Annotated in this window: 20 protein-coding genes; 3 read left to right on the top strand and 17 right to left on the bottom strand. The window is 65.4% G+C overall.

Annotated features, from left to right (window positions below; genetic code table 11):
• Positions 1-87 precede the first annotated feature (87 nt).
• From tilS to rnhB, 4 genes are all read right to left on the bottom strand, one after another.
• Complete coding sequence (gene tilS / locus D575_RS0109015; RefSeq protein ID WP_018145591.1) at positions 88-1,284, bottom strand: tRNA lysidine(34) synthetase TilS; 1,197 nt, start codon at positions 1,282-1,284, stop codon at positions 88-90.
• A 76-nt stretch (positions 1,285-1,360) separates the two neighbouring features.
• On the bottom strand, positions 1,361-2,326 hold the full coding sequence (locus tag D575_RS0109010; protein WP_018145590.1) for an acetyl-CoA carboxylase carboxyltransferase subunit alpha: 966 nt from the start codon (positions 2,324-2,326) through the stop codon (positions 1,361-1,363).
• 105 nt (positions 2,327-2,431) lie between these two features.
• Positions 2,432-5,905: a DNA polymerase III subunit alpha gene (dnaE, locus tag D575_RS0109005; protein WP_018145589.1), complete on the bottom strand. Its 3,474-nt coding sequence runs from the start codon at positions 5,903-5,905 to the stop codon at positions 2,432-2,434.
• Positions 5,902-6,510 (bottom strand): ribonuclease HII, encoded by a 609-nt coding sequence (rnhB, locus tag D575_RS0109000; protein ID WP_018145588.1) that lies wholly within the window; start codon positions 6,508-6,510, stop codon positions 5,902-5,904. Before rnhB ends, dnaE begins: the two co-directional genes overlap by 4 nt.
• A gap of 119 nt (positions 6,511-6,629) precedes the next feature.
• Here rnhB and D575_RS0108995 point away from each other — a divergent pair, with 119 nt between their 5' ends.
• From D575_RS0108995 to lpxB, 3 genes are read left to right on the top strand one after another with little or no spacing between them, the layout of a single operon-like run.
• On the top strand, positions 6,630-7,643 hold the full coding sequence (locus D575_RS0108995) for a Gfo/Idh/MocA family protein (RefSeq protein ID WP_018145587.1): 1,014 nt from the start codon (positions 6,630-6,632) through the stop codon (positions 7,641-7,643).
• Positions 7,640-8,737, top strand: a complete 1,098-nt coding sequence (locus D575_RS0108990; RefSeq protein ID WP_018145586.1) for a DegT/DnrJ/EryC1/StrS aminotransferase family protein — start codon at positions 7,640-7,642, stop codon at positions 8,735-8,737. Before D575_RS0108995 ends, D575_RS0108990 begins: the two co-directional genes overlap by 4 nt.
• 40 nt (positions 8,738-8,777) lie before the next feature.
• Positions 8,778-9,944 (top strand): lipid-A-disaccharide synthase, encoded by a 1,167-nt coding sequence (gene lpxB / locus D575_RS0108985; protein WP_018145585.1) that lies wholly within the window; start codon positions 8,778-8,780, stop codon positions 9,942-9,944.
• Between the two features lie 67 nt (positions 9,945-10,011).
• On the opposite strand, the gene lpxA is transcribed toward lpxB, so the two are convergent.
• The 13 genes from lpxA to rpsB all read right to left on the bottom strand — a co-directional run bounded on the left by lpxA (position 10,012) and on the right by rpsB (position 22,603).
• A complete protein-coding gene (gene lpxA / locus D575_RS0108980; protein WP_018145584.1) occupies positions 10,012-10,794 on the bottom strand; it encodes an acyl-ACP--UDP-N-acetylglucosamine O-acyltransferase in 783 nt (260 codons plus the stop codon).
• Positions 10,791-11,285 (bottom strand): 3-hydroxyacyl-ACP dehydratase FabZ, encoded by a 495-nt coding sequence (gene fabZ / locus D575_RS0108975; RefSeq protein ID WP_018145583.1) that lies wholly within the window; start codon positions 11,283-11,285, stop codon positions 10,791-10,793. Before fabZ ends, lpxA begins: the two co-directional genes overlap by 4 nt.
• Before the next feature lie 101 nt (positions 11,286-11,386).
• Entirely contained in the window at positions 11,387-12,400 is a 1,014-nt protein-coding gene (lpxD, locus tag D575_RS0108970) for a UDP-3-O-(3-hydroxymyristoyl)glucosamine N-acyltransferase (RefSeq protein ID WP_026182101.1), read from the bottom strand.
• Positions 12,378-12,881, bottom strand: coding sequence for an OmpH family outer membrane protein (locus tag D575_RS0108965; RefSeq protein WP_018145581.1), 504 nt, complete (start codon positions 12,879-12,881; stop codon positions 12,378-12,380). Before D575_RS0108965 ends, lpxD begins: the two co-directional genes overlap by 23 nt.
• Before the next feature lie 44 nt (positions 12,882-12,925).
• On the bottom strand, positions 12,926-15,259 hold the full coding sequence (gene bamA, locus D575_RS0108960; protein WP_369699422.1) for an outer membrane protein assembly factor BamA: 2,334 nt from the start codon (positions 15,257-15,259) through the stop codon (positions 12,926-12,928).
• 73 nt (positions 15,260-15,332) lie between these two features.
• Positions 15,333-16,694 carry an RIP metalloprotease RseP gene (gene rseP / locus D575_RS0108955; RefSeq protein WP_018145579.1) on the bottom strand — a complete coding sequence of 454 codons (1,362 nt, stop codon included), beginning with the start codon at positions 16,692-16,694 and terminating at the stop codon, positions 15,333-15,335.
• Positions 16,691-17,893, bottom strand: coding sequence for a 1-deoxy-D-xylulose-5-phosphate reductoisomerase (gene ispC, locus D575_RS0108950; RefSeq protein ID WP_018145578.1), 1,203 nt, complete (start codon positions 17,891-17,893; stop codon positions 16,691-16,693). Before ispC ends, rseP begins: the two co-directional genes overlap by 4 nt.
• 21 nt (positions 17,894-17,914) lie before the next feature.
• Positions 17,915-18,751: a phosphatidate cytidylyltransferase gene (locus tag D575_RS0108945; RefSeq protein ID WP_018145577.1), complete on the bottom strand. Its 837-nt coding sequence runs from the start codon at positions 18,749-18,751 to the stop codon at positions 17,915-17,917.
• Entirely contained in the window at positions 18,744-19,493 is a 750-nt protein-coding gene (gene uppS, locus D575_RS0108940; protein ID WP_018145576.1) for a polyprenyl diphosphate synthase, read from the bottom strand. Before uppS ends, D575_RS0108945 begins: the two co-directional genes overlap by 8 nt.
• A 12-nt stretch (positions 19,494-19,505) precedes the next feature.
• Positions 19,506-20,063 carry a ribosome recycling factor gene (gene frr, locus D575_RS0108935; RefSeq protein ID WP_018145575.1) on the bottom strand — a complete coding sequence of 186 codons (558 nt, stop codon included), beginning with the start codon at positions 20,061-20,063 and terminating at the stop codon, positions 19,506-19,508.
• A complete protein-coding gene (gene pyrH / locus D575_RS0108930) occupies positions 20,056-20,793 on the bottom strand; it encodes a UMP kinase (RefSeq protein ID WP_018145574.1) in 738 nt (245 codons plus the stop codon). Before pyrH ends, frr begins: the two co-directional genes overlap by 8 nt.
• 103 nt (positions 20,794-20,896) lie before the next feature.
• Positions 20,897-21,766 (bottom strand): translation elongation factor Ts, encoded by an 870-nt coding sequence (tsf, locus tag D575_RS0108925; protein ID WP_018145573.1) that lies wholly within the window; start codon positions 21,764-21,766, stop codon positions 20,897-20,899.
• Positions 21,767-21,826: 60 nt separating this feature from the next.
• Positions 21,827-22,603, bottom strand: coding sequence for a 30S ribosomal protein S2 (rpsB, locus tag D575_RS0108920; RefSeq protein WP_018145572.1), 777 nt, complete (start codon positions 22,601-22,603; stop codon positions 21,827-21,829).
• Positions 22,604-22,677: the final 74 nt, after the last annotated feature.

The raw sequence follows: 22,677 nt of genomic DNA, 5'->3' as shown, positions 1-22,677 counted from the left end.
GTCCGCATTGTGCCGCGAAACCTGTCACGTACCACTCACCCGCACCCCTGAATACGATCCAAGAATTGTCCGATTTGGACAGGCGCGTCAACTCCCAGCGTGAACCGACCCGGGCCAGAGCACCGCCACAATCGTTCCATCCAGCTGACACAAAAGCGGAACCCGATTGCGTTCCCAGGGGGCGATCCCGCGCTCCTGCATCAGCTTTTTCAGGGATCGGCGCCCGACGGGGGTCGCGACCACCTCGCCCCCGCTTCGATAGCTAACGGTGAGCGCGGCCTCGCGGTCAACGCCGAGCCGCGGCAGCATCTCCCGGGTCAGGCGGCGTCCGTCTGCCAGAATCAGTTCCGACTGATCGGCTGGCCAGGGCTGTTCGGGCGGCGGACCCGCAGCCTCCTCCTTCGGCCCGGCGTGCAGCTGATCGCGATAACGCCGCATCCATCCGCCATCCCATTCCACGGCGGGGGAGGCCTCGGGGTTGTCCACGAGAACCTGGCGCAGGAATTCGCCCAGGCGGTCGTGGCCGGGCGCACGAAGGCCCTGCTCGCGCAGCCAGTGCCGTAGCAGCCCGCGCTGGGTACTCGAGTCGAGCGCGCGCAAGGCGCGGAGATCCAGGCTACCGTCCAGCGGGTCTCGCAGCCCTTTCAGTAGCCCGGAAAAGTGCTGACGGGATTGCCCGACCGCCTCCTGCTGCCAGGCGGCAGCGCGCGCCAGCCCGGCCGCGCCATCAAATCGCTCCTGCAACAAGGGCAGCACCGACTGGCGCAGGAAATTGCGGTCGAATCGGGGATCTTGATTGCTGGGATCGTCATACCAGTCGAGGCCCTCCTGCTCCGCCAAGGCGGCCAGTGCCTCGCGGGGCAGGCCCAGCAAGGGTCGCCCCAGCCAGGTCTCGCCCTCGCGGCGCAGCGGCCGCATGGCCTGCAGCCCTTCGGGCCCGCTGCCGCGCAGGGCGGCCAGCAGGAACGTTTCGGCCTGATCGTCCGCATGTTGCGCGGCCAGGATGATGCCCGTAGCGTCCAGCCCTTCGCGCAGCATCGCGTAGCGTGCCTCGCGCGCCGCGGCCTCCACGCCGAGGGCACGGGTGTCGAGTGAGCCGAGGGTACGGAGCCGGAACGGGCAGTTCAGTGCCTGTGCAAAGGCGCGGCAGTGCTCGACCTGCTCGCCGGAGTCCGGACGCAGGCAATGATCCACGTGCATGGCCTCGAGCTTGGGGATACCCAGGCGCACCGCGGCGTGGAGCAGCACGGTCGAATCGAGACCGCCGCTGAAGGCGATGCGCACCTGACGATAGCCGGGATGCGCCTGGAGGAAGTCCCGTAGCGCCGCGGCTACAGGATCGAGCGCCCCGGCACCGGGATCAGGAAGCGGCTTCCTGGAAGGCACCGTAATCCATCAGCCGGCGATAGCGCCGCTCCAGGCGCTTGCCCGGGTCCAGCCCTTCCAGGCCGTCCAGGGTTTCCAGAAGCGCGGCGCGCAGACTGGAGGACATGGTGTCGGGGTCGCGGTGGGCACCGCCCAGGGGTTCCGGCACGATGCGGTCCACCAGCCCCAGCTCGCGCAGGCGTTCCGACGTGATGCCCAGGGCCTCCGCGGCCTCCGAGGCCTTTTCCGCGCTCTTCCAGAGGATGGAGGCACAGCCCTCCGGCGAAATCACCGAGTAGGTCGAGTACTGCAGCATCAGGGTGGCGTCGCCCACCCCAATCGCGAGGGCCCCACCGGAGCCGCCTTCGCCGATCACCGTGGCGATGATCGGTGTATCGAGCCGCGCCATCACTCGCAGGTTGCGCGCGATCGCCTCGCTCTGGCCACGCTCTTCCGCCCCGACGCCCGGGTAGGCACCCGGCGTGTCGATAAAGGTAAGCACGGGCATGCGAAAGCGCTCGGCCATCTCCATCAAACGCAGGGCCTTGCGGTAGCCCTCCGGGCGCGGCATGCCGAAGTTGCGGTAGACCTTGTCGCGGGTCTGGCGCCCCTTCTGGTGCCCGATCAGCATCACCGGCCGCCCGTCCAGGCGCGCCACGCCGCCCACGATCGCCGGGTCGTCGCCAAACGCCCGGTCGCCATGCAGTTCCTCGAACTCGTCGAACAAGTCGGGAATGTAGTCAAGGGTGTAGGGTCGCCGCGGATGCCGCGACATCTGCGAGACCTGCCACGGGGTCAGCTTGGCGAAGATGCTCTCGGTCAAAGACCGGCACTTGCCTTCCAGGCGCTGGATCTCTTCCTGGATGTTGACCTCGGCATCGTCGCCGACATAGCGCAGATCGCGGATCTTCGCTTCCAGTTCGGCAATGGGCTGTTCGAAGTCGAGAAAGTCCGGATTCATGCAGGGTCCCGAAGACTTGGTTGTGGATACCGACGAAGGATGCGAATTGTAACCAATTGCGGCGATCCCCGCTCCAATGCAGGTGCGGCGACGCCTTGTTTCCAGCTATCGGCCGTAGAGCACCTCGGCCTCGCAACCCGGACCCAGGGACTGCTGAATGCCACGCAACAGCCGCTCGTCCGGGCGGATGGTCCATCCCTCCGGCAGGCTGATATCCGCCTCCAGCCCGTCACGGCGATAGCACAGGTGCACCCGGCAAGGCCCCTCACGATGCGGCTCCATCAGCCCGCGCAAATGGGCCACCTGCTCGGGAACCACCCCTTCCAGGCACAGGTGCAGCGCGCGGGCCCACTGGACCCGCGCTTCATCCAGGCTGTACACGGTACGGGCCCGCATACGGATCCCGCCGGCATAGTCGTCGAGCGTCACCGTGCCCTCCGCGACCAGCAGGGCATCCGGCTCCAGACGGTCCTTGTAGGTGGTGAAGTCGTCGTTGAACAACACCACCTCGGCCCGCCCGCTGCGGTCGTCCAGGGTGACGATGCCCATGCGCCCGCTCTGCGTGTTGCGCACTCGCACCCCGACGATCAGACCGGCGATGCGCACGGTTTCCTGCTTGCCCCGCCATTTCTGGCCCTGGGGCTCGTCCGGGCGATCCTCCAGCTTGGCCTCCAGCGCCTGCAGCGTGGTGCCGGTCAGGCGCAGCAACTCGGCGCGGTAGCGCTCCACCGGGTGACCGGTCAGATAAAGCCCCAGGGTGTCCTTCTCGCCGCGCAGACGATCGTCGTCCTCCATCTCGGCGAGGGTCGCACTATCCGGGATCACGGCCGCAGCCGGATCCCCGAACAGGTCCACCACACCCAGATTGGCATTGCGCTCGCTCTGTTCGGCTGCCGCGACCGCCATCGGGATGTCGTTCAGCAGCGTCGCACGGTTGGCGCCGATCCGATCCATCGCGCCGGCGCGCACCAGCGTCTCCAGCACACGCTTGTTCAGCTTGCCGAGATCCACCCGCTGGCACAGGTCCACCAGCCCGTGGAATTCACCGCCCTCGCCGCGCGCCTTGAGCAGGGTGTCGATGGCCGACTCCCCAACGCCCTTGATCGCGCCCAGGCCGTAGACCACGGTCTGCGCGTCGTGGCAGGTAAAGCGGTAGTCCGACTGATTGACGTCCGGCGGCAGGACCTCCAGGCCCATGTTGCGGCATTCCTCGATCAGCCCCACCACCTTGTCGGTGTTGTCCATGTCCGCGGACAGCACCGCCGCCATGAACGGCGCCGGATAATGCGCCTTGAGCCAGGCGGTCTGGTAGGCAACCAGGGCATAGGCCGCGGAGTGCGACTTGTTGAAGCCGTAGCCCGCGAATTTCTCCATCAGGTCGAAGATGTAGGTCGCAACCCCTTCATCCACACCGCGCCCCAGTGCACCCTCGAGGAAGATCTCGCGCTGCTTGGCCATCTCCTCGGGCTTCTTCTTGCCCATCGCGCGGCGCAACAGATCCGCACCACCCAGGGTGTAATTGCCCAGCACCTGGGCGATCTGCATCACCTGCTCCTGATACAGGATCACGCCGTAGGTGGGCTGGAGAATGGGTTCCAGATCCGGATGCGGATATTCCACCTGGGCACGACCATGCTTGCGGTCGATGAAGTCGTCCACCATGCCCGACTGCAGCGGGCCCGGGCGGTAGAGCGCCACCAGCGCGATGATCTCCTCGAAGCTGTCCGGCTGCAGACGCTTGATCAGATCCTTCATCCCGCCGGATTCCAGCTGGAACACCGCGGTGGTCTGGTAGTCCTTCAGCAGGCGGAAGGTGTCCGGGTCATCCAGCGGGATCGCATCCAGATCCACCTGCACCGCGGCATCCATCTTGCGGATGTTGTCCACCGCCCAGTCGATGATGGTGAGCGTGCGCAGGCCGAGGAAGTCGAACTTCACCAGGCCGACCGCCTCGACGTCATCCTTGTCGAAGTGGGTCACTAGCGAGCCACCGTCGTCTTCGCAGTACAGCGGCGAGAAGTCGGTCAGCGCCGAGGGCGCAATGACCACCCCGCCGGCATGCTTGCCCGCGTTCCGGGTGAGGCCCTCGAGTTTCTGCGCGAGATCGATGATCGCGCGCACCTCCTCGTCTTCGTCGTACTGCGTCTTGAGGTCCGCGCTCTCGGTCAGGGCCTTTTGCAGGGTCATGCCCAGCTCAAACGGGATCAGCTTGGCAATGCGGTCGACGAAACCGTAGCCATGGCCCAGCACACGCCCGACGTCGCGCACCACCGCCTTGGCGGCCATGGTGCCGTGGGTGATGATCTGCGAGACCTTGTCGCGCCCGTAGCGCTCGGCGACGTAGTCGATCACGTCGTCGCGTCGCTCCATGCAGAAGTCGACATCGAAGTCGGGCATGGAGACACGTTCAGGGTTGAGAAATCGCTCGAAAAGAAGATCGTAACGCAATGGATCCAGGTCGGTAATACCCAGCGCATAGGCCACCAGAGAGCCCGCACCGGAACCACGCCCCGGGCCCACGGGGATGCCATTGTCCTTGGCCCACTGGATGAAGTCCGCCACGATCAGGAAGTAGCCGGGGAAACCCATCTGGCAGATCACGTCCAGCTCGCGCTGCAAGCGCGCCTCGTAATCCGCCGCCGGCGCGAAGCAGAAGCGCTCGAGGCGCCCCGCCAACCCCTGCGCCGAGGTCTCGCGCAGATGATCTTCGACCGTATAGCCCTCGGGGACCGGGAAGTCCGGCAGCACCGATTCGCCCAGGGTCAGGCTCACCGAACAGCGCCGGGCGATCGCCACGCTGTTGGCCAGGGCCTCGGGAATGTCCGCGAACCGCTCCGCCATCTCCTCGGGTGTACGCAGATACTGCGCCTCCGAGTAACGGCGCGGGCGCCGTGGGTCGTCCAGGGTCACGCCGTCATGGATGCAGACGCGCGCCTCGTGGGCCTCGAAGTCCTCGGGCCGCAGGAAGCGAACATCATTGGTGGCCACCACCGGCAGATCGAAGGCCTCGGCCGCGGCCAGCGCCTGTTCGATCCAGGCCTCTTCGCCCGGGCGGTCGCTGCGCACCAGTTCCAGATAGAAGCGACCCGGGAAGCGCTGCATCCACGGCTCGAGATCCTCGGCCAATAGCGCGCGCGCGGCCCCCGAACCGTTCACGAACAGGCCGTCGATCCCGCCAGACAATGCGATCAGGCCCTCGGCGGCCGCATCCAGCCAGGCGCAGTCCACCCGCGGAATGCCCTTCTCCTGGCCCTCCTGCCAGGCGCGCGAGATCAGCCGGGTCAGATTGCGATAACCCGGGTCGTTCTGCGCCAGCAGGGTCATGCGAGCAAGGCTCCCGTCGGCACGGGCATCGCGCACCAGAACGTCCGCACCGATGATGGGCTGCACACCCTTTGCGATCGCGGCACGGTAGAACTTTACCAGCCCGAACAGGTTGCAGTGATCGGTTACCGCGACGGCCGGCATCCCGCCCTCGGCCACCGCGTTCACCAGTGGCTTGAGGCGGACCAGCCCGTCGATCAGGGAATACTCCGAATGCACCCGCAGGTGCACGAAACCGGGATGGCCTTCGCTCATGCCCCCATCTCCTGTTCACGCGCCGCCAGCGCACGCGCTACGGGGCCGAAACTACGGCGGTGTTGCGGGCACGGCCCCAACCGTTCCAGGGCCTCGCGATGCGCCACCGTGGGGTAGCCGGAATGGCGATCGAAGCCGTAATCGGGGTAGTCGTGATGCAGATCGCGCAACCAGCCGTCGCGCGCCACCTTCGCGACGATGGAGGCGGCACTGATTGCAGCCACCGAGCCATCCCCGCCGACGATCGCCTCGGCAGTCCAGGGACCCTGCGGTGTGAAGCGCCCGTCCACCAGCAGATGTGCCGGCGCGATGGCGAGCCCGGCCGCCGCTCGCTGCATGGCGAGCAGCGTCGCATGATGGATGTTCAGTTCATCGATCTCCGCCGCCTCGGCCCGGCCCAGCGACCATGCCAGCGCGTCGGCACGGATCTGCACGTCCAGCGTCTCGCGGCGTTTCGCGCTGAGCTTCTTGGAGTCGGTCAAGCCGGGGCAGGTGTAGCCCTCCGGCAGGATGACGGCGGCCGCCACCACCGGCCCGGCCAGCGGCCCGCGCCCCACTTCGTCCACGCCGGCGACGTAGCGCTGCGCTGCCTCTAAATCGGACATGGAGTCTCCACCACGGTGAACTGCGGGCAATCGCCCGAACGCGAACATGCGCCGCGCCGGGGATCCGTTACAATAGCGCCGAAAATCCTAGCACACCCCCTCCGGATCCGAGCCTACTCATGTCCCAATCTCCGTTACGCTGCGCCGCTATCGGCGTGGGCCATCTTGGCAAATGGCATGCCGCCAAATACGCCGCGCTGCCGGACACCGAACTGGTTGCCGTGGTCGATGCCGATTCCGAAACCGCCAGCCGCGTCGCGGCGGAGCACGGCTGCCGCGCGGAGACCGACCATCGCGCCCTGATCGGTCAGGTCGATGCGGTCTCCATCGCCGCACCGACCACCCTGCACTTCGACATCGCCCGGGACTTCCTCGAGGCCGGTTGTCATGTCCTGGTCGAGAAGCCGATTACCGCCACCCTGGAGCAGGCCGAAACGCTGAACCAGATCGCCGAGCAACAGGGCGTCGTCCTCCAGGTCGGGCACCTGGAACGCTTCAATGCCGCGCTACGCCGCCTGACCGAGACCCCGTTGCACCCGCGGTTTATCGAGTCGCACCGCCTGGCGCCCTACAAGCCGCGCGCCACCGACGTGTCGGTCGTGCTCGATCTGATGATCCACGACATCGACATCATCCTGTCGCTGGTGGATGCCCCGCTGACCGACATTCGCGCCTCCGGCGCCCGCGTGCTGACCGGCGACATCGACATCGCCAATGCCCGACTGGAATTCGCGGACGGCTGCGTAGCCAACGTCACCTCCAGTCGCATCAGCACCAAGTCCGAGCGCCGCATGCGCATCTTCCAGTCACATGCCTACGCCTCGGTGGACTTCCAGAACCGCATCCTGTCGCTGAACCACATTGGCGAACCCGATCCGGAGACGGGAGCCCCTGCGATTCACCGCACGGAGAGTGTCTTCGACGAGGCGGATGCCCTGCTGGCGGAGATCCAGGCCTTTGTCGCCGCCGTGCGCGGTCAGGGACCGGTCGTGGTCAGCGGCCGTGACGGCCAGCGGGCCCTGGAAACGGCCAGCCGCATCACCGACCTGGTCTACGAAAACCTGAACATCATGAGCCGGGCCGACGGTCCGCACAGCCACCTCGACGCGAACCCCACAGGAGTCAAGCCGTGATCCCGATGGTCGACCTGCAGCGCCAGTACCAGACCCTGCGCCCCGAAATCGATGCCGCGCTACAGGACGTGCTGGCCGGTGCGCGCTTTATCCTCGGCCCCAACGTCCAGGCCCTGGAGCAGGAGATCGCCGAGTACCTGGGCGTGGAACACGCGATCACCTGTGCCTCCGGCACGGATGCCCTGCATCTGGCGCTGGCCGCGGCCGGCATCGGCCCGGGCGACGAGGTCATCACCACCCCGTTTACCTTCATTGCCACGGCCGAGGCGATCCGCTATGTCGGGGCCGACCCGGTATTCGTGGACATCGACCCGCGCACCTTCAACATCGACCCGGACCAGGTCGAGGCGGCCATCACCGAGCGCACCCGCGCGATCCTGCCGGTCCACCTGTTCGGGCAGCCGGCCGACATGCCGCGCCTGCAGGCTATCGCCGATAAACACAAGGTGATGATCGTCGAGGATTGCGCACAGTCCTTCGGCGCGACGGTCGATGGCGTACAGACCGGCGCGGCCACCGCCTTCGGCTGCTTTTCGTTCTTCCCCAGCAAGAACCTCGGGGCCTTCGGCGACGGGGGTCTGGTGACCACCAACTGCCCGTCCGCCGCCGATACCCTGCGCCGATTGCGCAACCACGGTTCCAGCGTGCGCTACTACCACGACGAGATCGGCTACAACAGCCGCCTGGACGAGATGCAGGCGGCGATCCTGCGGGTGAAGCTGCCGCATATCGACACCTACAACGCCGAACGCCGCCGGGTGGCGGCACGTTATCGCGATGGCCTGGCCGGGCTGCCGGTCGAAGTGCCGTTCGAGGACGGCATCGGGGTCCACGTCTACCACCAGTACACGCTGCTGACTGATCATCGCGACGCGATCATGGAGGCGCTCAAGGCCGCCGAGGTGGCCTGTGCAATCTACTACCCGGTACCCCTGCATCAGCAAAAGGCCTTCGCCGATCTCCCGAACCGGCCGGAATCGCTGCCGGTCACCGAAGACGTCGCCGCGCGCTGCCTGTCCCTGCCGGTGTTCCCGGAACTCGAGGATGCGACCATCGACATGATCTGCGGGAAGATCCGCGCCGCCCTCGCGTGACGCCGCGCCACATCGCTTCCACAGGGGGTCCCCACCGGTCATGACGCAGCATGTCGTGATCTGCGCCGGCGAAAGCTCCGGTGACGCACTCGGGGCGGGACTGGTCCACGAACTCTCGGCACTGGAGCCCGGTCTCCGCTACACGGGCATGGGCGGGACGCAGATGCGCGCCGCCGGGGTCGACACCCTGATCGACGTCTCCGAACTGGCCGTGGTGGGCCTGGTCGATGTGCTGGTCAACTACCCGCGCCTGCGCCGGCTGTTCCGGCGCATGTGCGAGCATTTGGAGACCCACCGCCCGGACCTGCTGGTCCTGGTGGACTACGTGGAGTTCAACCTGCGCCTGGCTGCCCACGCCCGCCGCCTCGGTATCCGCGTGCTGTTCTATGTCAGCCCGCAGCTGTGGGCGTGGCGTTCGGGCCGGATCAAGCGCATCCAGCGCAGCGTGGACGCGATGGCGGTACTTTTTCCCTTCGAAACCGACGTCTACGAGAAGGCCGGGGTGCCAGTACGCTATGTCGGAAACCCTCTCGTGGATCGGGTGCAGCCGCCCAAACAGCCGATTCGCGAACAGCTTGGCCTCGCGGCCAATACGCGCCTGGTCGGTCTTCTCCCCGGCAGCCGCAACGGCGAACTGAAGCGCCACTGGCCCATGCTCGTGGACACCGCCCGCCGCCTCCACATGTCGCACCCGGACATCCAGTTCGTGGCCTCCATGGCGCCGGGGGTCACCACGGAACACTTGGGGGCCCTCGCCACCTGTGACGATCTCCCCGTCCATTTCGTGGGCGGCGACACCGCCACCCACTCCCTGATGGCGGGGGCGGATCTATTGCTGATCGCCTCGGGCACGGCAACCCTAGAGGCCGGTCTGCTCCAGGCCCCGATGCTGGTGTTCTACCGCATGGGCACCCTGAGCCACGCGGTCTTCTCGCGTCTCGTGCGGGTTGAGAACATCGCCCTGGTCAACATCGTGGGCGGCGAGCGCCTGGTGCCCGAATACCTGCAACAGCAGGCGACCGCCGAGCGCCTGGCCCACGACGCCGCGGATCTGCTCGACCGCCCCCCGGCCCTGGACGCGATGCGCGATCGCCTGGCGCAAGTGCGCGATCACCTGGGCAATGGCGGAGCCGACCGCCGCGTGGCCGAAATGGCGCACCAACTCCTGCACCACGGCCAACTAAGCGACAGCGAGAAGCCGATCTAAGGGCGACGGTTCGTTTGGGGAGCAAACGCTTGGGCAGCACACAGGGCCCTGCCCCGCAGCGACCGCGTCAGTGCGGACGACCGCCGCGCAGAATGCCGCGACGACTGCCGCGCACGAAACCGATCAGATTGCGCACCTCCGGCACCTCGGTCTCCTCGAACATGGCGTCCAGATGACTTTCGCGCCCGGCGCGTCCACGCATTCCCTGGATGAATACCCGGTGCAGCGCCTGAATGGCGTCATTGGAGAAACCGTTGCGCTTGAGTCCAACCTTGTTGATCCCGATCAGCCGCGCATAGTTGCCGCTCGCCAGGCAATACGGCGGTAGGTCACGGTTCAGCGCCGCACCCATGCTGGTGAAGGCGTAGGTGCCGACGCGACAGAACTGATGCACCAGGGTGAAACCACCCAGCGTTGCGTGATCCTGGATCTCCACGTGCCCGGCAAGCGACGTGGCATTGGAGAAGATGATGCCGTTCCCGATGGTGCAGTCGTGCGCGATGTGGACATACGCCATGATCAGGTTGTCGTGCCCGATGACCGTCTCACCCAGCCCCTTCTCGGTTCCGCGGTGCAGCGTTACCGACTCCCGAATCACGTTGCGATCGCCGATGATCAGCCGCGTGGGTTCACCCCGATAGCTGGTGTCCTGAGGCTCCTCCCCGATCGAGGAGAACTGAAAGATTCGGTTTTCCCGCCCGATCTCGGTCGGTCCGTTGATCACCACATGCGGGCCCACCCAGGTATCCGCGCCGATCTTCACATTGGCACCGATGACCGAGAACGGCCCGATCGTCACCGAGCTGTCGATCTCGGCGCTGGGGTGGACGTCCGCGCGCGGATCGATCACGCCGGGATTTCCTGACCGGAACACATGAGCTGCGCCGTCGCGCACACGTCGTCGCCCACCTTCGCGACCGCGTCGAAGCGCCAGATACCCCGCACCGTACGCTTCAGATCCACCCGCAGGTGGAGTTGATCGCCGGGTACCACCTGGCGCCGGAAGCGCGCCTCGTCGATCCCGACAAACAGGTACAGCTGCTGCTTGTCCTGGTTCTCGTTACGCGCCTCTTCGGTCTTGAACGCAAGCAGGCCGGTGGCCTGTGCCAGGGCCTCGAGGATCAGAACCCCGGGCATCACCGGCTTGATCGGGAAGTGCCCCTGGAAATACGGTTCGTTGATGCTGACGTTCTTGATCCCCGTCAGATAGCTGCCCGCCTCCCACTCCAGCACCCGATCCACCATCAGGAACGGGTAACGATGCGGCAGGTAGCGCATGATCTCCTGGACATTAAAGTCATCCACGCCGGTGTCCTTTCTCTTGATCTTGTTGTGCCGCATCCGGACCGCTGCGCGGGACGTGCAATACGACGTTCGACTCGGCCTCCCCACGCGCGGCAAGGCCAGTTACTACCAGGGCCGATCGATCGCCCCTCGATCGCCTAACGCGCCAGACGGCGCAGTCGGGCCAGCATGCGATTCCACAACCGGGCCTCTTGATGCGGGACTCCAGAGGCGTAGTGACCCGGCCGCGTAATGGAGCGCGTGACCAGGGTCATCGCGTGAATGGTGACGTGATCCACGATGGACAGGTGGCCCAGGATCCCGGCGCCGCCCCCGATTGCACAATGCGCGCCGATCCGGGCACTGCCCGCGATCCCCACACAGCCGGCAATGGCTGTATGGTCGCCAATCTCGACGTTATGGGCAACATGAACCAGGTTGTCGATCTTTACACCCCTCCCGATCCGCGTCGCGCGCAACGCCCCGCGATCGATGGTCGTGTTCGCTCCGATTTCCACATCGGAACCGATCACGACATGGCCCAGCTGTTCGATCTTCTCCCAACCCTGGTCGCCCGCGGGGGCGAAGCCAAAGCCATCGGCCCCGATCACGCAACCACTGTGCAGGATGCAGCGATCCCCCACCGCAACGCCTTCAAGCAGGGTCACACGGGGGTGCAGGAAGGTATCGGCCCCCACCATCACCCCCTCGCCCACCACGCAGTGCGCCCCCACGACACTCTGGGGTCCCACCGTAGCCCCCGCGCCGATCACCGCCCCGGGCCCCACGAATGCGTCGGGAGCAACCGAGGACTCGGGATCCACAAACGCACCCGGATGGACACCCGCAGCTCGGGCGCGACGTGGCCTGCCCAGCCACTGACTCGCTCGCGCATAGCCCAGGTAGACATCATCCAGGTGGATCAGGGTTCGGGAAGCCGTCGCTTGCAGCCCCGCGGCCACCGGTACCAGGATGACACCCGCGGCACTCGCTGCCAGGGCCTCGGCATGACGCCCGGCGTCCGTCACAAAACTCAGATCGCAGGGGCCTGCCGTGGCCAGCGGGCTCAACCCGGTGAAGCGGCGTTGCCCATCTCCCGTGAGCTGCCCGCCCAGCGCCTCGGCCAGCTCACGGGCCAAATACCCGCCGTCAGTCTCGCTGCATTGTGGCAAGGATGTCGTCCGTGATGTCGATCCGGTCGCTGGCATACAGCACGTTGCGCTCGGTCAGGATCAGATCAATGTCGCGTTCCCGGGCGAGATCGACGATGGCATCGTTGATCCGTCGCTGCAGTTTGGCCAGCTCCTCGTTGCGGCGTACGTTCAGGTCTTCGCTGAAGCTCTCCTGCGCCCGCCGGAATTCGCGCGAACGTTGCGAGAACTCCCGCTCCAGGTCCGCCCGTTCCGATGGGTTCATCAGGTCCCCGTCACGTTCCAGCCGGTCACGCAGCCGCTGCAGCTCCTCACGCTCCGCCACCAGCTCCGAATCGCGCGGCGAGAACTCGCGCTCCAGTTCGCGCATGGCCTCTTCGGCCTGCGGCGAATCCTCGAGAATCCGGTTCATCGTCACGAATGCGACGTTCTGCGCCCCGGCCACAGCGGGTACCACCAGCCATCCGCTGACGACGAGGATCACCGCCGCGAACCAGGCCATCCCGGATCTCATGACGCCTCCCGATGCGCTTGCATCGATCATCCTCAGAAACTGGCCCCCAGCAGGAACTGGAAGCGCTGCAGCTCATCACCCGGCTGATCGTTGAACGGCTCGGCCACACTGAAGCTCAACGGCCCCACCGGCGAGAACCAGGTCACCGCCACACCCGCCGATGCCCGCAACTCGCTGGTATCAAAGTCCGACACATCATGGAACACATTCCCCGCGTCCACAAAGGTACTCATGCGGACTGCATCGTTGTCGGCCGCAAACGGCATCGGGAAGAACAATTCCGCGGACAGCGTAGTCCGGAAACGCCCACCGTAAGGATCATCATTGGAATCGCGCGTCGCCACCTGACCATCGCGGATCGGTCGCAGATCGCCCAGCTGGTTGTCCTCGTAGCCGCGGACCGAGCGAATGCCCCCGGCAAACAGCCGTTCGTAGAACGGCACGTCATCCCCTCCGTAGCCATCCGCGTACGCGAGTCCGGCGGAGAGGCTGAAGGAGTACCGATCGGACAGCCGGAAGATCTCCTGGCCCGAATAGGTGAGCTTGTAGAACTCGCGGTCACTGCCCGGCACCGTGACTTCCAGGCCGACCCGATGACGACGGCCTTGCGAGGCGAAGGTCGTGCTGTCCCGCGTATCGTGGACGTAGCTGGTCTCGAGCTTGTAGAGGTTCGCGGAATCGCCAAATTCGTCCAGCTCGTCGATGATCTCGTCCGGGGTTCCGATACGAGTGTCGGAGCGTTCGACCGTCTCGATCTCGATGTTCTCGAAACCCGGTCGCACCTGAATCCGGTCGAACTCCGACAGCGGAATCCCGTAGGTCACGTCGAAGCCAAAGCGGTTGGATGAATACCGCGAGATGTTGGCCTCCTCGGCGTCGATCTTGCGATAAAACACGGAGAACCCGCGACTCGCACCGGAGGGGGTGAAGTGCGGATTGGTGACGCTCATGCGGAACAGCTGGTTGACCTTGCTGGTACTCACCTCGGTGGAGAAGCGATTGCCGGTCCCAAGGAAGTTGTCCTGTGTCAGGCTCGCGGTCAGCAGCAGCCCCTGGTTCTGCGAGAACCCGGCGCCCAGCGACAAGGCCCCGGACTGCTGCTCGGTCACGGTGATATTCAGGTCCACTTCGTCATCGGTACCGGCGACCCGCTCGGTCTCCACGTTCACGCTCTGGACGAACGGCAGCCGCTGGACACGCACCCGGGAACGTTCGACCAATGCCCCGTTGTACCAGGCACTCTCCATCTGCCGCATCTCGCGGCGATACACCCGTTCCTCGGTGTTCTGATTGCCGGTGATCCGGATGTTCCGAACATAGACGCGCGGACCCGGGTCGACGAAGAACGTGATCGCCACTTCGCGGTTGTCCTCGTCCACGTCGGGCACCGGGTTCACGTTGGCGAATGCGAAACCTTCCCGGGTCAGGCGCTCGCTGATCCGTTCGGCGGATTCGGTCACCTGGCTGCGCGAAAACGGCGCATCGATGTCCACGTCAATCAGGCTTTCCAGTTCCTCCCGCGGGATCACGAACTCCCCGGCGAGATCCACACCAGTCACCGTATAGCGATCGCCCTCGTCGACGTTGATCGTGATGAACAGATCCCGGCGATCCGGCGTCAGCGTCACCTGAGTGGAGTCGATATCGAACTCCAGGAAACCCTGATCCAGATAATGCGAACGGAGCTGTTCCAGATCCCCGGACAGCTTCTCGCGCGAGTAATTGTCCCGCCGACTGAAAAAGGCCCACCAGCGTGGCACGCCGGACTCGAAACGCCGGGTCAGTTCACGACCCGAGTAGCTCTCGTTACCCACCACATTGACCTGGCGGATTTTGGCCACCGGCCCTTCGGTAATGTCGATCTCGATGTCCACGCGGTTACGCGGCAGTTCCACGATCTCCACATCGACCTGCACGTTGTAGCGTCCGCGCGCGAAATACTGCTGGCGCAGCTCGCTCTCGATGCGGTCCAGCATCGTGCGGTTGAATACCCGCCCGGAACGCAGGCCGGCCGAATCCAGCGCCTCGCGCAAGCCCTCGTCGGGGATATCCCGGTTACCGGAAAAATTGATCTCGTTGATCGCGGGGCGTTCCGAGACAATCACAACGAGGACGTCCCCGCGCCGGGCGATCTCCACATCGTCGAAGAAGCCGGTCTGGAACAGCTCGCGGATCACCTCCGGACTGCGATTGTCGTCGAAGGTATCCCCAACCTGCACGGGCAGATAACTGAGCGCGGTACCGGCGGTGATCCGTTCCAGCCCCTCGATCTCGATATCCTCGATCTCGTAGGCCTGGCCCCAGGCCGTCCCCGCCAGGCCCAGCAAACCGACCAGGGCCATTCCTCTCAAGCTGTTTCGCGCCATGCTCTCCGCCAAAAAATAGGCCGTTCGGTGGGCTGATCGAGGCACCCGGGATGCCGCTCCAGAGTGCCCTCGCCTAACCGAACAGTCGTGTCAAATCATTGTACAGGGCCAGTACCATCAGCCCCGCGATCGCCAGCAGACCCACCTGCTGACCGATTATCTGGGTGCGCTCCGACACCGGGCTGCCCTTCACCGCCTCGGCGGCGTAATACAGCAAATGGCCGCCATCCAGCATCGGGATCGGCAGCAGATTGATGATCCCGAGCGAGACGCTCACCAGCCCGAGAAATCCCAGGAACGCCGAAATCCCGATCAATGCCGAGACCCCCGCAAACTCGGCTATGGTAACCGGTCCGCTGATATTTTTAACCGACGCATCCCCGGTGATCATTCGCCACAGGATGCCAAGTGTCAGGACGGTCACATCCCACGTCCGCTCCGCCCCCGAGACAAATGCCGATCCCGGACCCTGGCGCACCAGTACGGCCATGTCCCGTGCCGCCGATTGATCCGTATCCACGCCCGCGCCGATACGGCCAATGGCCACCCCCTCGTGATCCGTCGCCTCCGGCGTCATCCGTAGTTCCAGGGTGCGCCCGTCGCGCTCCACGGTGACCCGCAGATCGGCTTCTGGATGCGCACGCACCACCTCGACCCAGCGATTCCAGTCCGCGACCGGCTCGCCTTCCACTGCCAGCACGCGATCCCCGACCTCCAGTCCTGCCGCCGCCGCGGGGCTCCCACCCTCGACGGCACCGATCCGCGGTTCCAGCATCGGTCGATAGGGCTGCAACCCCAGCTTGTCGAGGAACTGCCCCTCTGCCAGCAACGCCTGACGATCCCGCAGGTCCACCTCCCGCTCGATCTCTCGACCGTCCGTGCCCCGCAGCAGCAGGGTGACCGCCTCGCCGCGAACCGCATGGTCCAGCAGGCGCAGGTTGACCTGCTCCCAGTCCGCCACTTCACGATCGCCCACCCGCAGGATCTCCTGCCCCCGCTCGAGGCCCGCCTCGGCGGCCGGCGTATCCGGCGCCACCTCGCCCAGAATGGGCTTGATCCCGCCCACACCCACCATGAACATCACGGCGTAGACCAGGATCGCAAGCAGGAAATTCGCCGCCGGACCGGCCGACACCACGAATGTACGGGCCCCAAGACCTTTCTGGTTGAAGGCGCGCGTGACCTCCTCCTCCGCCACCGGACCCTCGCGCTCGTCGAGCATCTTCACGTAGCCACCCAGCGGCAATGCGGCAATCACGAATTCCGTCCGGTCCCGCCCGAAGTAGCGCTTGAAAATCGGCCGGCCGAAACCCACCGAGAAGCGCAGCACCTTCACCCCCACCAGACGGGCGGCGAGGTAGTGCCCATATTCGTGCACGGTCACCAGTACGCCAATGGCCACCGCAAACGCCAGCAGGCTCGTCAGGAACGTCATGACAGGACGGGTCGTGCGTTCGCGACATACTCGCTCGCGACCTCGCGAGCCCGCCGGTCCGCACCCAGGACGCGCTCCAGCGAATCGGCCGCCTCGGCCTCGATCGCCTCCAGGGTCGTGGCGATCACCGCCGGGATCTCGCTGAAGGCCAGGCGCTCTCCCAGGAAGGCATCCACCGCCACTTCATTGGCCGCGTTGAGAACCGCGGTGGCCGTCCCTCCACGCTCCAGTGCGGCGTAGGCGAGACCGAGCGCCGGGAAACGTGCCGCTTCCGGCTCGGAGAACTCCAGCTTGCCCATCGTGAGCAGATCCAGCGGTTCAACGCCCGACTCCATACGCTCGGGCCAGGCCAGCGCATGGGCGATCGGTGTGCGCATGTCGGGATTGCCGAGTTGCGCGAGTACCGACCCGTCATCGTAGGCCACCATCGAATGCACGATGCTCTGCGGGTGAAGTACCACCTGAATCGTCGAGGGCGCCACGGCAAACAGCCAGCAGGCCTCGATCACCTCGAGCCCCTTGTTCATCATCGTCGCCGAGTCCACCGAGATCTTGCGCCCCATATCCCAATTGGGGTGGGCGCAGGCTTCGTCCGGCGTAATCCCGGCAAAGCTGTCCAGCGGACGGTCGCGAAACGGCCCCCCCGATGCGGTGAGCCAGATCCGGCGTGCCCCGTGCGGTGTCACCGACTCGGCACAGACGTAGCCATTGGGAAGGCACTGAAAGATCGCGTTGTGCTCGGAATCGATCGGCAGAAGACAGGCACCGGAGCGGCGCACGGCATCCATCAGCAAGGCCCCGGACATGACCAGCGCCTCCTTGTTGGCGAGCAGCACCCGTTTGCCCGCCTCGGCCGCGGCCAGCGTCGGCAACAGTCCGGCTGCGCCCACGATCGCCGCCATCACCGCGTCGACCCGGGGCTCCCGGGCGACCTCAGCCAGGGCCTCCGCACCCGCCCGCACCTCGGTACGCGAGCCGACCGCCGCCAAAGCCGTGCGCAGAGCCTCGGCGGCATCGGGATCGACCATCACGGCCACTTCCGGGTGGTGCGCCAGGCACTGCGCGCGCATGCGCTCCACATTGCGATGCGCCGTCAGGGCATACACGCGGAAGCGTTCCGGCTGACGCGCCACGACATCGAGCGTACTCAACCCGATGCTGCCGGTTGATCCGAGAATGGTGATCTGCGTCGTCTTCATGGGTACCTGCGTCCGTTCGCGCTATGCCGCCACCGGCGGGGCCGGAATCAGCGCCAGCCACAGCAACCCCGCCAGGAAAACCGGAGCCGCCGCGACCATGCTGTCGAACCGGTCCAGAATACCCCCGTGGCCCGGCAGCAAGGAACCACTGTCCTTCTCGCCAGCCTGTCGCTTCAGGATGCTCTCGAACAGGTCCCCCACGACCGAGACCAGCCCGATCAGCACCGACAGCAGCAGGAATACCATCGCGTCCATCGGCTCGAGGCCCCAAACGGCCGCCACCACGATCGCGAAGGCCAGCACCGTCAGTAGACCGCCAAGCAAGCCCTCGCGGGTCTTCCCGGGACTGATATGCGGCGCCAGCGGGTTGCGCCCGAACGCCTTCCCGGCGAAATACGCCCCGGTGTCGGCCAGGCCAACCAGCACCACCAGATAGACCACCAGCAACGGTGCCAGGGCATGCAGCCAAACCAGGCCCATTCCCGCCGGCACCAACGTCATGATCGCGGCCACCGCAAAGAGGATCCGACTGGATGCCGGTGCGGCCGTCTCGCGCTCGCGATAAAACGGCAACAGCAACAGGATCACCAGCCACCACAGCAACACCAGACCCAGGATCAGGTAGTGCAGCCCCGCAACCGGCGCCAGACCGAGCGCAAGCACGGGAACCACCACGGCCGCCACCAGCGCGCCGCGTGCCAACGGGTGTTCGAGCCCAGCCAGTCCACCCCACTCCCAGGTCGCCAACCCGAGGACCAGCGCGACCAGCGCCAGCACCGCCCAGTTCGGGCCCCAGGCCACCAGGGCCAGCGCCGGCAAACCCAGTGCCGCGGCGGTCAGAATCCGTTGTTTAAGCACTCGGTACCTCCCGCGCACTTGCCTCGGCGGCTCCGGTCACGCAGCCGAAACGCCGCTGGCGACTCGCATACCACGCCAGCCCCTGTCGCAGATCATCGGCTGTGATGTCCGGCCAGAACGTCTCGATGAAGAGCAACTCGGCATACGCCGCCTGCCACAGGAGGAAATTGCTGATGCGGCGTTCGCCGCCGGTGCGGATCAACAGATCGACGTCCGGCATCCCGGCCGTGCTCAAATAGCCGGCGAAAGAAGTCTCGGGATTCGCCCCTTCGTCGCCCGCGGCCACCCACCGGCGGGCCGCCTGCAGGATGTCCCAGCGGCCACCGTATCCCAGTGCCACGACAACCCGCATACCCTCGTTGGCGGCAGAGGCCTGCTCGGCTTCCGCCATCCGCGTCTGCAGATCCGACGGGAAGCTTGCGCGATCGCCAATAAAGGTGAGCGCGATCCCGCGCTCGATCAGTTCCGGGAGTTCCGCCTCGATGGCGGACACAAACAGATCGAACAGTGCCTCGACCTCTTCGCGCGGGCGGCCCCAGTTCTCGCTGCTAAAGGCGAACAGCGTCAGGGTGCCCACGCCTTGTTCGGCGAAAAACCGCACGGCATGCCGCGTCGCCTCCAGCCCCGCCCGGTGGCCTTCGGAACGACTCAGACCTCGGGCCTCGGCCCAACGCCCGTTGCCGTCCATCACGATGGCCACGTGCGCCGGGAGCGCCTCGCTGGGTGAAGTAGTAACCGGCATCGCCTGCGCCGGTCAGACTTCCATCAACTCGGCTTCCTTGTCCGCAAGCATCGCGTCGACCTTGGCGATGTGGTCGTCGGTCAGCTTCTGGATCTGATCCTGCGCCTTGTGCTCGTCGTCTTCGGACATCTCCTTGTCCTTGACCAGCTGCTTGAACGCGTTGTTGGCATCCCGCCGGATATTGCGCACGGCCACCCGCGCGTGCTCGGCCTCAGCCCGGACGACCTTGACCAGGTCACGGCGCCGTTCTTCGGTCAGCGCCGGCAGCGGCACACGGATCGTCGTCCCCATGCTCGCCGGATTGAGTCCCAGATCCGAAGTCATGATGGCCTTCTCGATCTTGCCGACCATGTCCTTCTCGTACGGGACCACGGAGAGCGTGCGTGCGTCCTCGGCATTGATGTTCGCGACCTGGTTGATCGGCACATCCATGCCGTAGTACTCCACATGCACATGTTCGAGCAGCGTGGGGTGCGCACGGCCGGTTCGAATCTTCGATAGCTCGTTGCGCAGCGCTTCCAGGCTCTTGTCCATGCGTTCGCGCGCATCTTTCAGGGTGGCGTCACTCATTACGGGCTCCCTCGACCAAGGTGCCGACCGCCTCGCCCATCACGAGCCGTTGCAGGTCGCCCTTGGCAAACATATTCATTACACGGATCGGCAGGCCATTGTCTCGGCACATCACCAGAGCCGTGGTATCCATTACGCCCAGACGCTGTTCCAGCGCATCGTCGAACGTCAGCCGCTCGTAGCGTCGGGCATCCTTGGTGGTCATCGGATCGGCATCGTAGACCCCGTCGACCTTGGTCGCCTTGATCATGATGTCGGCGTTGATCTCGATCGCCCGCAGGCTGGCCGCGGAATCCGTGGTGAAGAACGGATTGCCAGTACCGGCCGCAAACACCACGATGCGCCCCTTTTCCAGGTGGCGTACCGCACGCCGGCGGATGTAGTCCTCGCACACCTGATTGATGCGGATCGCCGACATCACCCGCGAAAAACGCCCGGCGCGCTCGATCGCATCCTGCAGCGCCAACGCATTGATCACCGTTGCCAGCATGCCCATGTGGTCGCCGGTCACCCGGTCCATGCCGCCTTGTGCCAGACCCGCACCACGGAAGATGTTGCCGCCACCGATCACGATGCCGACCTCGACCCCCATGCGGGAGAGCTCCGAGACCTCTTCGGCCACCTGCGCCAGGACATCCGGGTCAACCCCATAGGATTGCTGACCCATCAGGGCCTCCCCACTCAACTTCAGAAGGATGCGCCGGAACGCGGGCTGGCTGTCCTGACTCATGGGGTTCCTTATCTCGGGCTCGGTTGTTCTCGCTTGCCAGTTTTTTCTGGCCCTATTATCCGGAAGCGGCCGCATCAAGCGGCCGCCCCGGAGTCCTGCTGGATCAGGCGCCGCGCGCCTGAGCCATTACCTCTTCGGCAAAGTTCTCGGTCTTCTTCTCGATCCCCTCGCCCACCTCGAAGCGGATGAAGCCGGAGACCGAAGCCCCCTTGCTTTCCAGCAGCTGTGCGACCGTCTGATCCGGATCCTTCACGAACGGCTGGCCCACCAGGGTGATCTCGCCCAGATACTTGCGGATACGCCCCTCGATCATCTTCTCGATGATGTTCTCCGGCTTGCCCGATTCCTCGGCCTGGGCCTTGAAGATCGCACGTTCCTTGTCGAGCATCTCGGTCGGCACCTGACTCTCGTCGATGCACACCGGATGGCTCGCCGCGATATGCATCGCGATATCCTTGGCCAGCTGCTCGTCACCACCGTTCAGACCAACCAGCACGCCAATCCGGGCACCATGCTGATAGAAACCCAGCGCACCTTCCGCCGTCATGCGTTCAAAACGGCGGACCTGGACGTTCTCGCCGACCTTGGCGATCAGCTGAGTACGCTGTTCTTCCAGGGTCTGACCATCGACGGTCTCGGTCATCAGACCTTCCACCGAATCGGCGGCGGTGTTCAGCGCCACATTGGCGCAGGCGCTGGTGAAGGCACGGAAGTTGTCGTCATTGCCGACGAAGTCCGTCTCGCAGTTGATCTCGACGATCACCGCGCGCGAACCGTCGCTGGCAATCTCGACGCGACCTTCGGCCGCGACACGATCCGCCTTCTTGTCGGCCTTGGCCATGCCGGACTTGCGCATGGCCTCGACCGCCGCTTCCAGATCGCCGCCGGTTTCGGTCAGGGCCTTCTTGCATTCCATCATGCCGGCGCCGGTGCGCTCGCGCAGTTCTTTTACTTGTGCAGCAGTAATCTGCATCGTTGCTTGCTCCTGAATCATGCTCGAGCCGGCCGCCAGCGTGGCGACCGGCTCCTGTTATCAAGCGGGGTTGGCGGGCGACGCGGTGTCGGGGGCGTCAGTCGTTGCAGCGGCCGGCTCGGCGGCTTCTGCTTCGCCCATGCCACCCGTGGTCACCGCACCCTTGGCCTCGATGATGGTATCGGCGATCGCGGCCACATAGAGCTGAATCGCACGCATCGCGTCATCGTTGCCCGGGATCACGTAATCCACGCCTTCCGGGGAATGGTTGGAATCCACCACGGCGACGACCGGAATGCCGCGCTTCTTCGCCTCGGCCACCGCAATCTTCTCGTAGCCGACGTCGATCACGAACATCGCATCGGGCATGCGGTTCATGTCCTTGATACCGCCCAGGCTGCGATCCAGCTTGTCCTTTTCGCGGCGACGGCTCAGGGCCTCGCGCTTGTTCAGGACCTGGAAGCTGCCATCGGCGTCCATCGTCTCGAGGTCCTTCAGGCGCTTGATCGACTGCTTGACGGTGTTGAAGTTGGTCAGCATGCCGCCCAGCCAGCGGTGGCTCACGTGCGGCATGCCGCAACGGTTTGCCTCTTCGGCCACCACGTCGCGGGCCGAGCGCTTGGTGCCGACGAACATGATCTGGCCACCGTCGGCCGCGATCTTGCCGAGGAAGTTCAACGCATCGTTGAACATCGGCAGGGACTTCTCGAGGTTAATGATATGAATCTTGTTGCGTTCCCCGAAGATGTACGGGGCCATCTTGGGATGCCAGTAACGCGTCTGGTGGCCGAAGTGCACACCGGCCTCCAGCATCTGTCGCATAGTCACGAGGGACATGAGTTTTCTCCTGTAACGGGTTGAGCCTCCACGCATCCCGATCTGAAACCCGAACCGAATCTTCTTCGAGGGCG

This window comes from Thioalkalivibrio sp. AKL6, assembly GCF_000376905.1.
Lineage (GTDB): Bacteria > Pseudomonadota > Gammaproteobacteria > Ectothiorhodospirales > Ectothiorhodospiraceae > Thioalkalivibrio > Thioalkalivibrio versutus.
Note: the sequence above shows the minus strand (reverse complement) of the source record. Positions and strands in the feature narration are given on the sequence as shown.

Excerpts from the sequence above, each read along its gene's own strand:
- D575_RS0109010 (WP_018145590.1), bottom strand. The coding sequence starts at position 2,326 with ATGAATCCGGACTTTCTCGACTTCGAACAGCCCATTGCCGAACTGGAA.
- dnaE (WP_018145589.1), bottom strand. The coding sequence starts at position 5,905 with ATGAGCGAAGGCCATCCCGGTTTCGTGCACCTGCGGGTGCATTCGGAG.
- rnhB (WP_018145588.1), bottom strand. The coding sequence starts at position 6,510 with ATGTCCGATTTAGAGGCAGCGCAGCGCTACGTCGCCGGCGTGGACGAA.
- D575_RS0108995 (WP_018145587.1), top strand. The coding sequence starts at position 6,630 with ATGTCCCAATCTCCGTTACGCTGCGCCGCTATCGGCGTGGGCCATCTT.
- lpxB (WP_018145585.1), top strand. The coding sequence starts at position 8,778 with ATGACGCAGCATGTCGTGATCTGCGCCGGCGAAAGCTCCGGTGACGCA.
- fabZ (WP_018145583.1), bottom strand. The coding sequence starts at position 11,285 with ATGCGGCACAACAAGATCAAGAGAAAGGACACCGGCGTGGATGACTTT.
- D575_RS0108965 (WP_018145581.1), bottom strand. The coding sequence starts at position 12,881 with ATGGCCTGGTTCGCGGCGGTGATCCTCGTCGTCAGCGGATGGCTGGTG.
- bamA (WP_369699422.1), bottom strand. The coding sequence starts at position 15,259 with ATGGCGCGAAACAGCTTGAGAGGAATGGCCCTGGTCGGTTTGCTGGGC.
- rseP (WP_018145579.1), bottom strand. The coding sequence starts at position 16,694 with ATGACGTTCCTGACGAGCCTGCTGGCGTTTGCGGTGGCCATTGGCGTA.
- ispC (WP_018145578.1), bottom strand. The coding sequence starts at position 17,893 with ATGAAGACGACGCAGATCACCATTCTCGGATCAACCGGCAGCATCGGG.
- uppS (WP_018145576.1), bottom strand. The coding sequence starts at position 19,493 with ATGCCGGTTACTACTTCACCCAGCGAGGCGCTCCCGGCGCACGTGGCC.
- frr (WP_018145575.1), bottom strand. The coding sequence starts at position 20,063 with ATGAGTGACGCCACCCTGAAAGATGCGCGCGAACGCATGGACAAGAGC.
- pyrH (WP_018145574.1), bottom strand. The coding sequence starts at position 20,793 with ATGAGTCAGGACAGCCAGCCCGCGTTCCGGCGCATCCTTCTGAAGTTG.
- tsf (WP_018145573.1), bottom strand. The coding sequence starts at position 21,766 with ATGCAGATTACTGCTGCACAAGTAAAAGAACTGCGCGAGCGCACCGGC.
- rpsB (WP_018145572.1), bottom strand. The coding sequence starts at position 22,603 with ATGTCCCTCGTGACTATGCGACAGATGCTGGAGGCCGGTGTGCACTTC.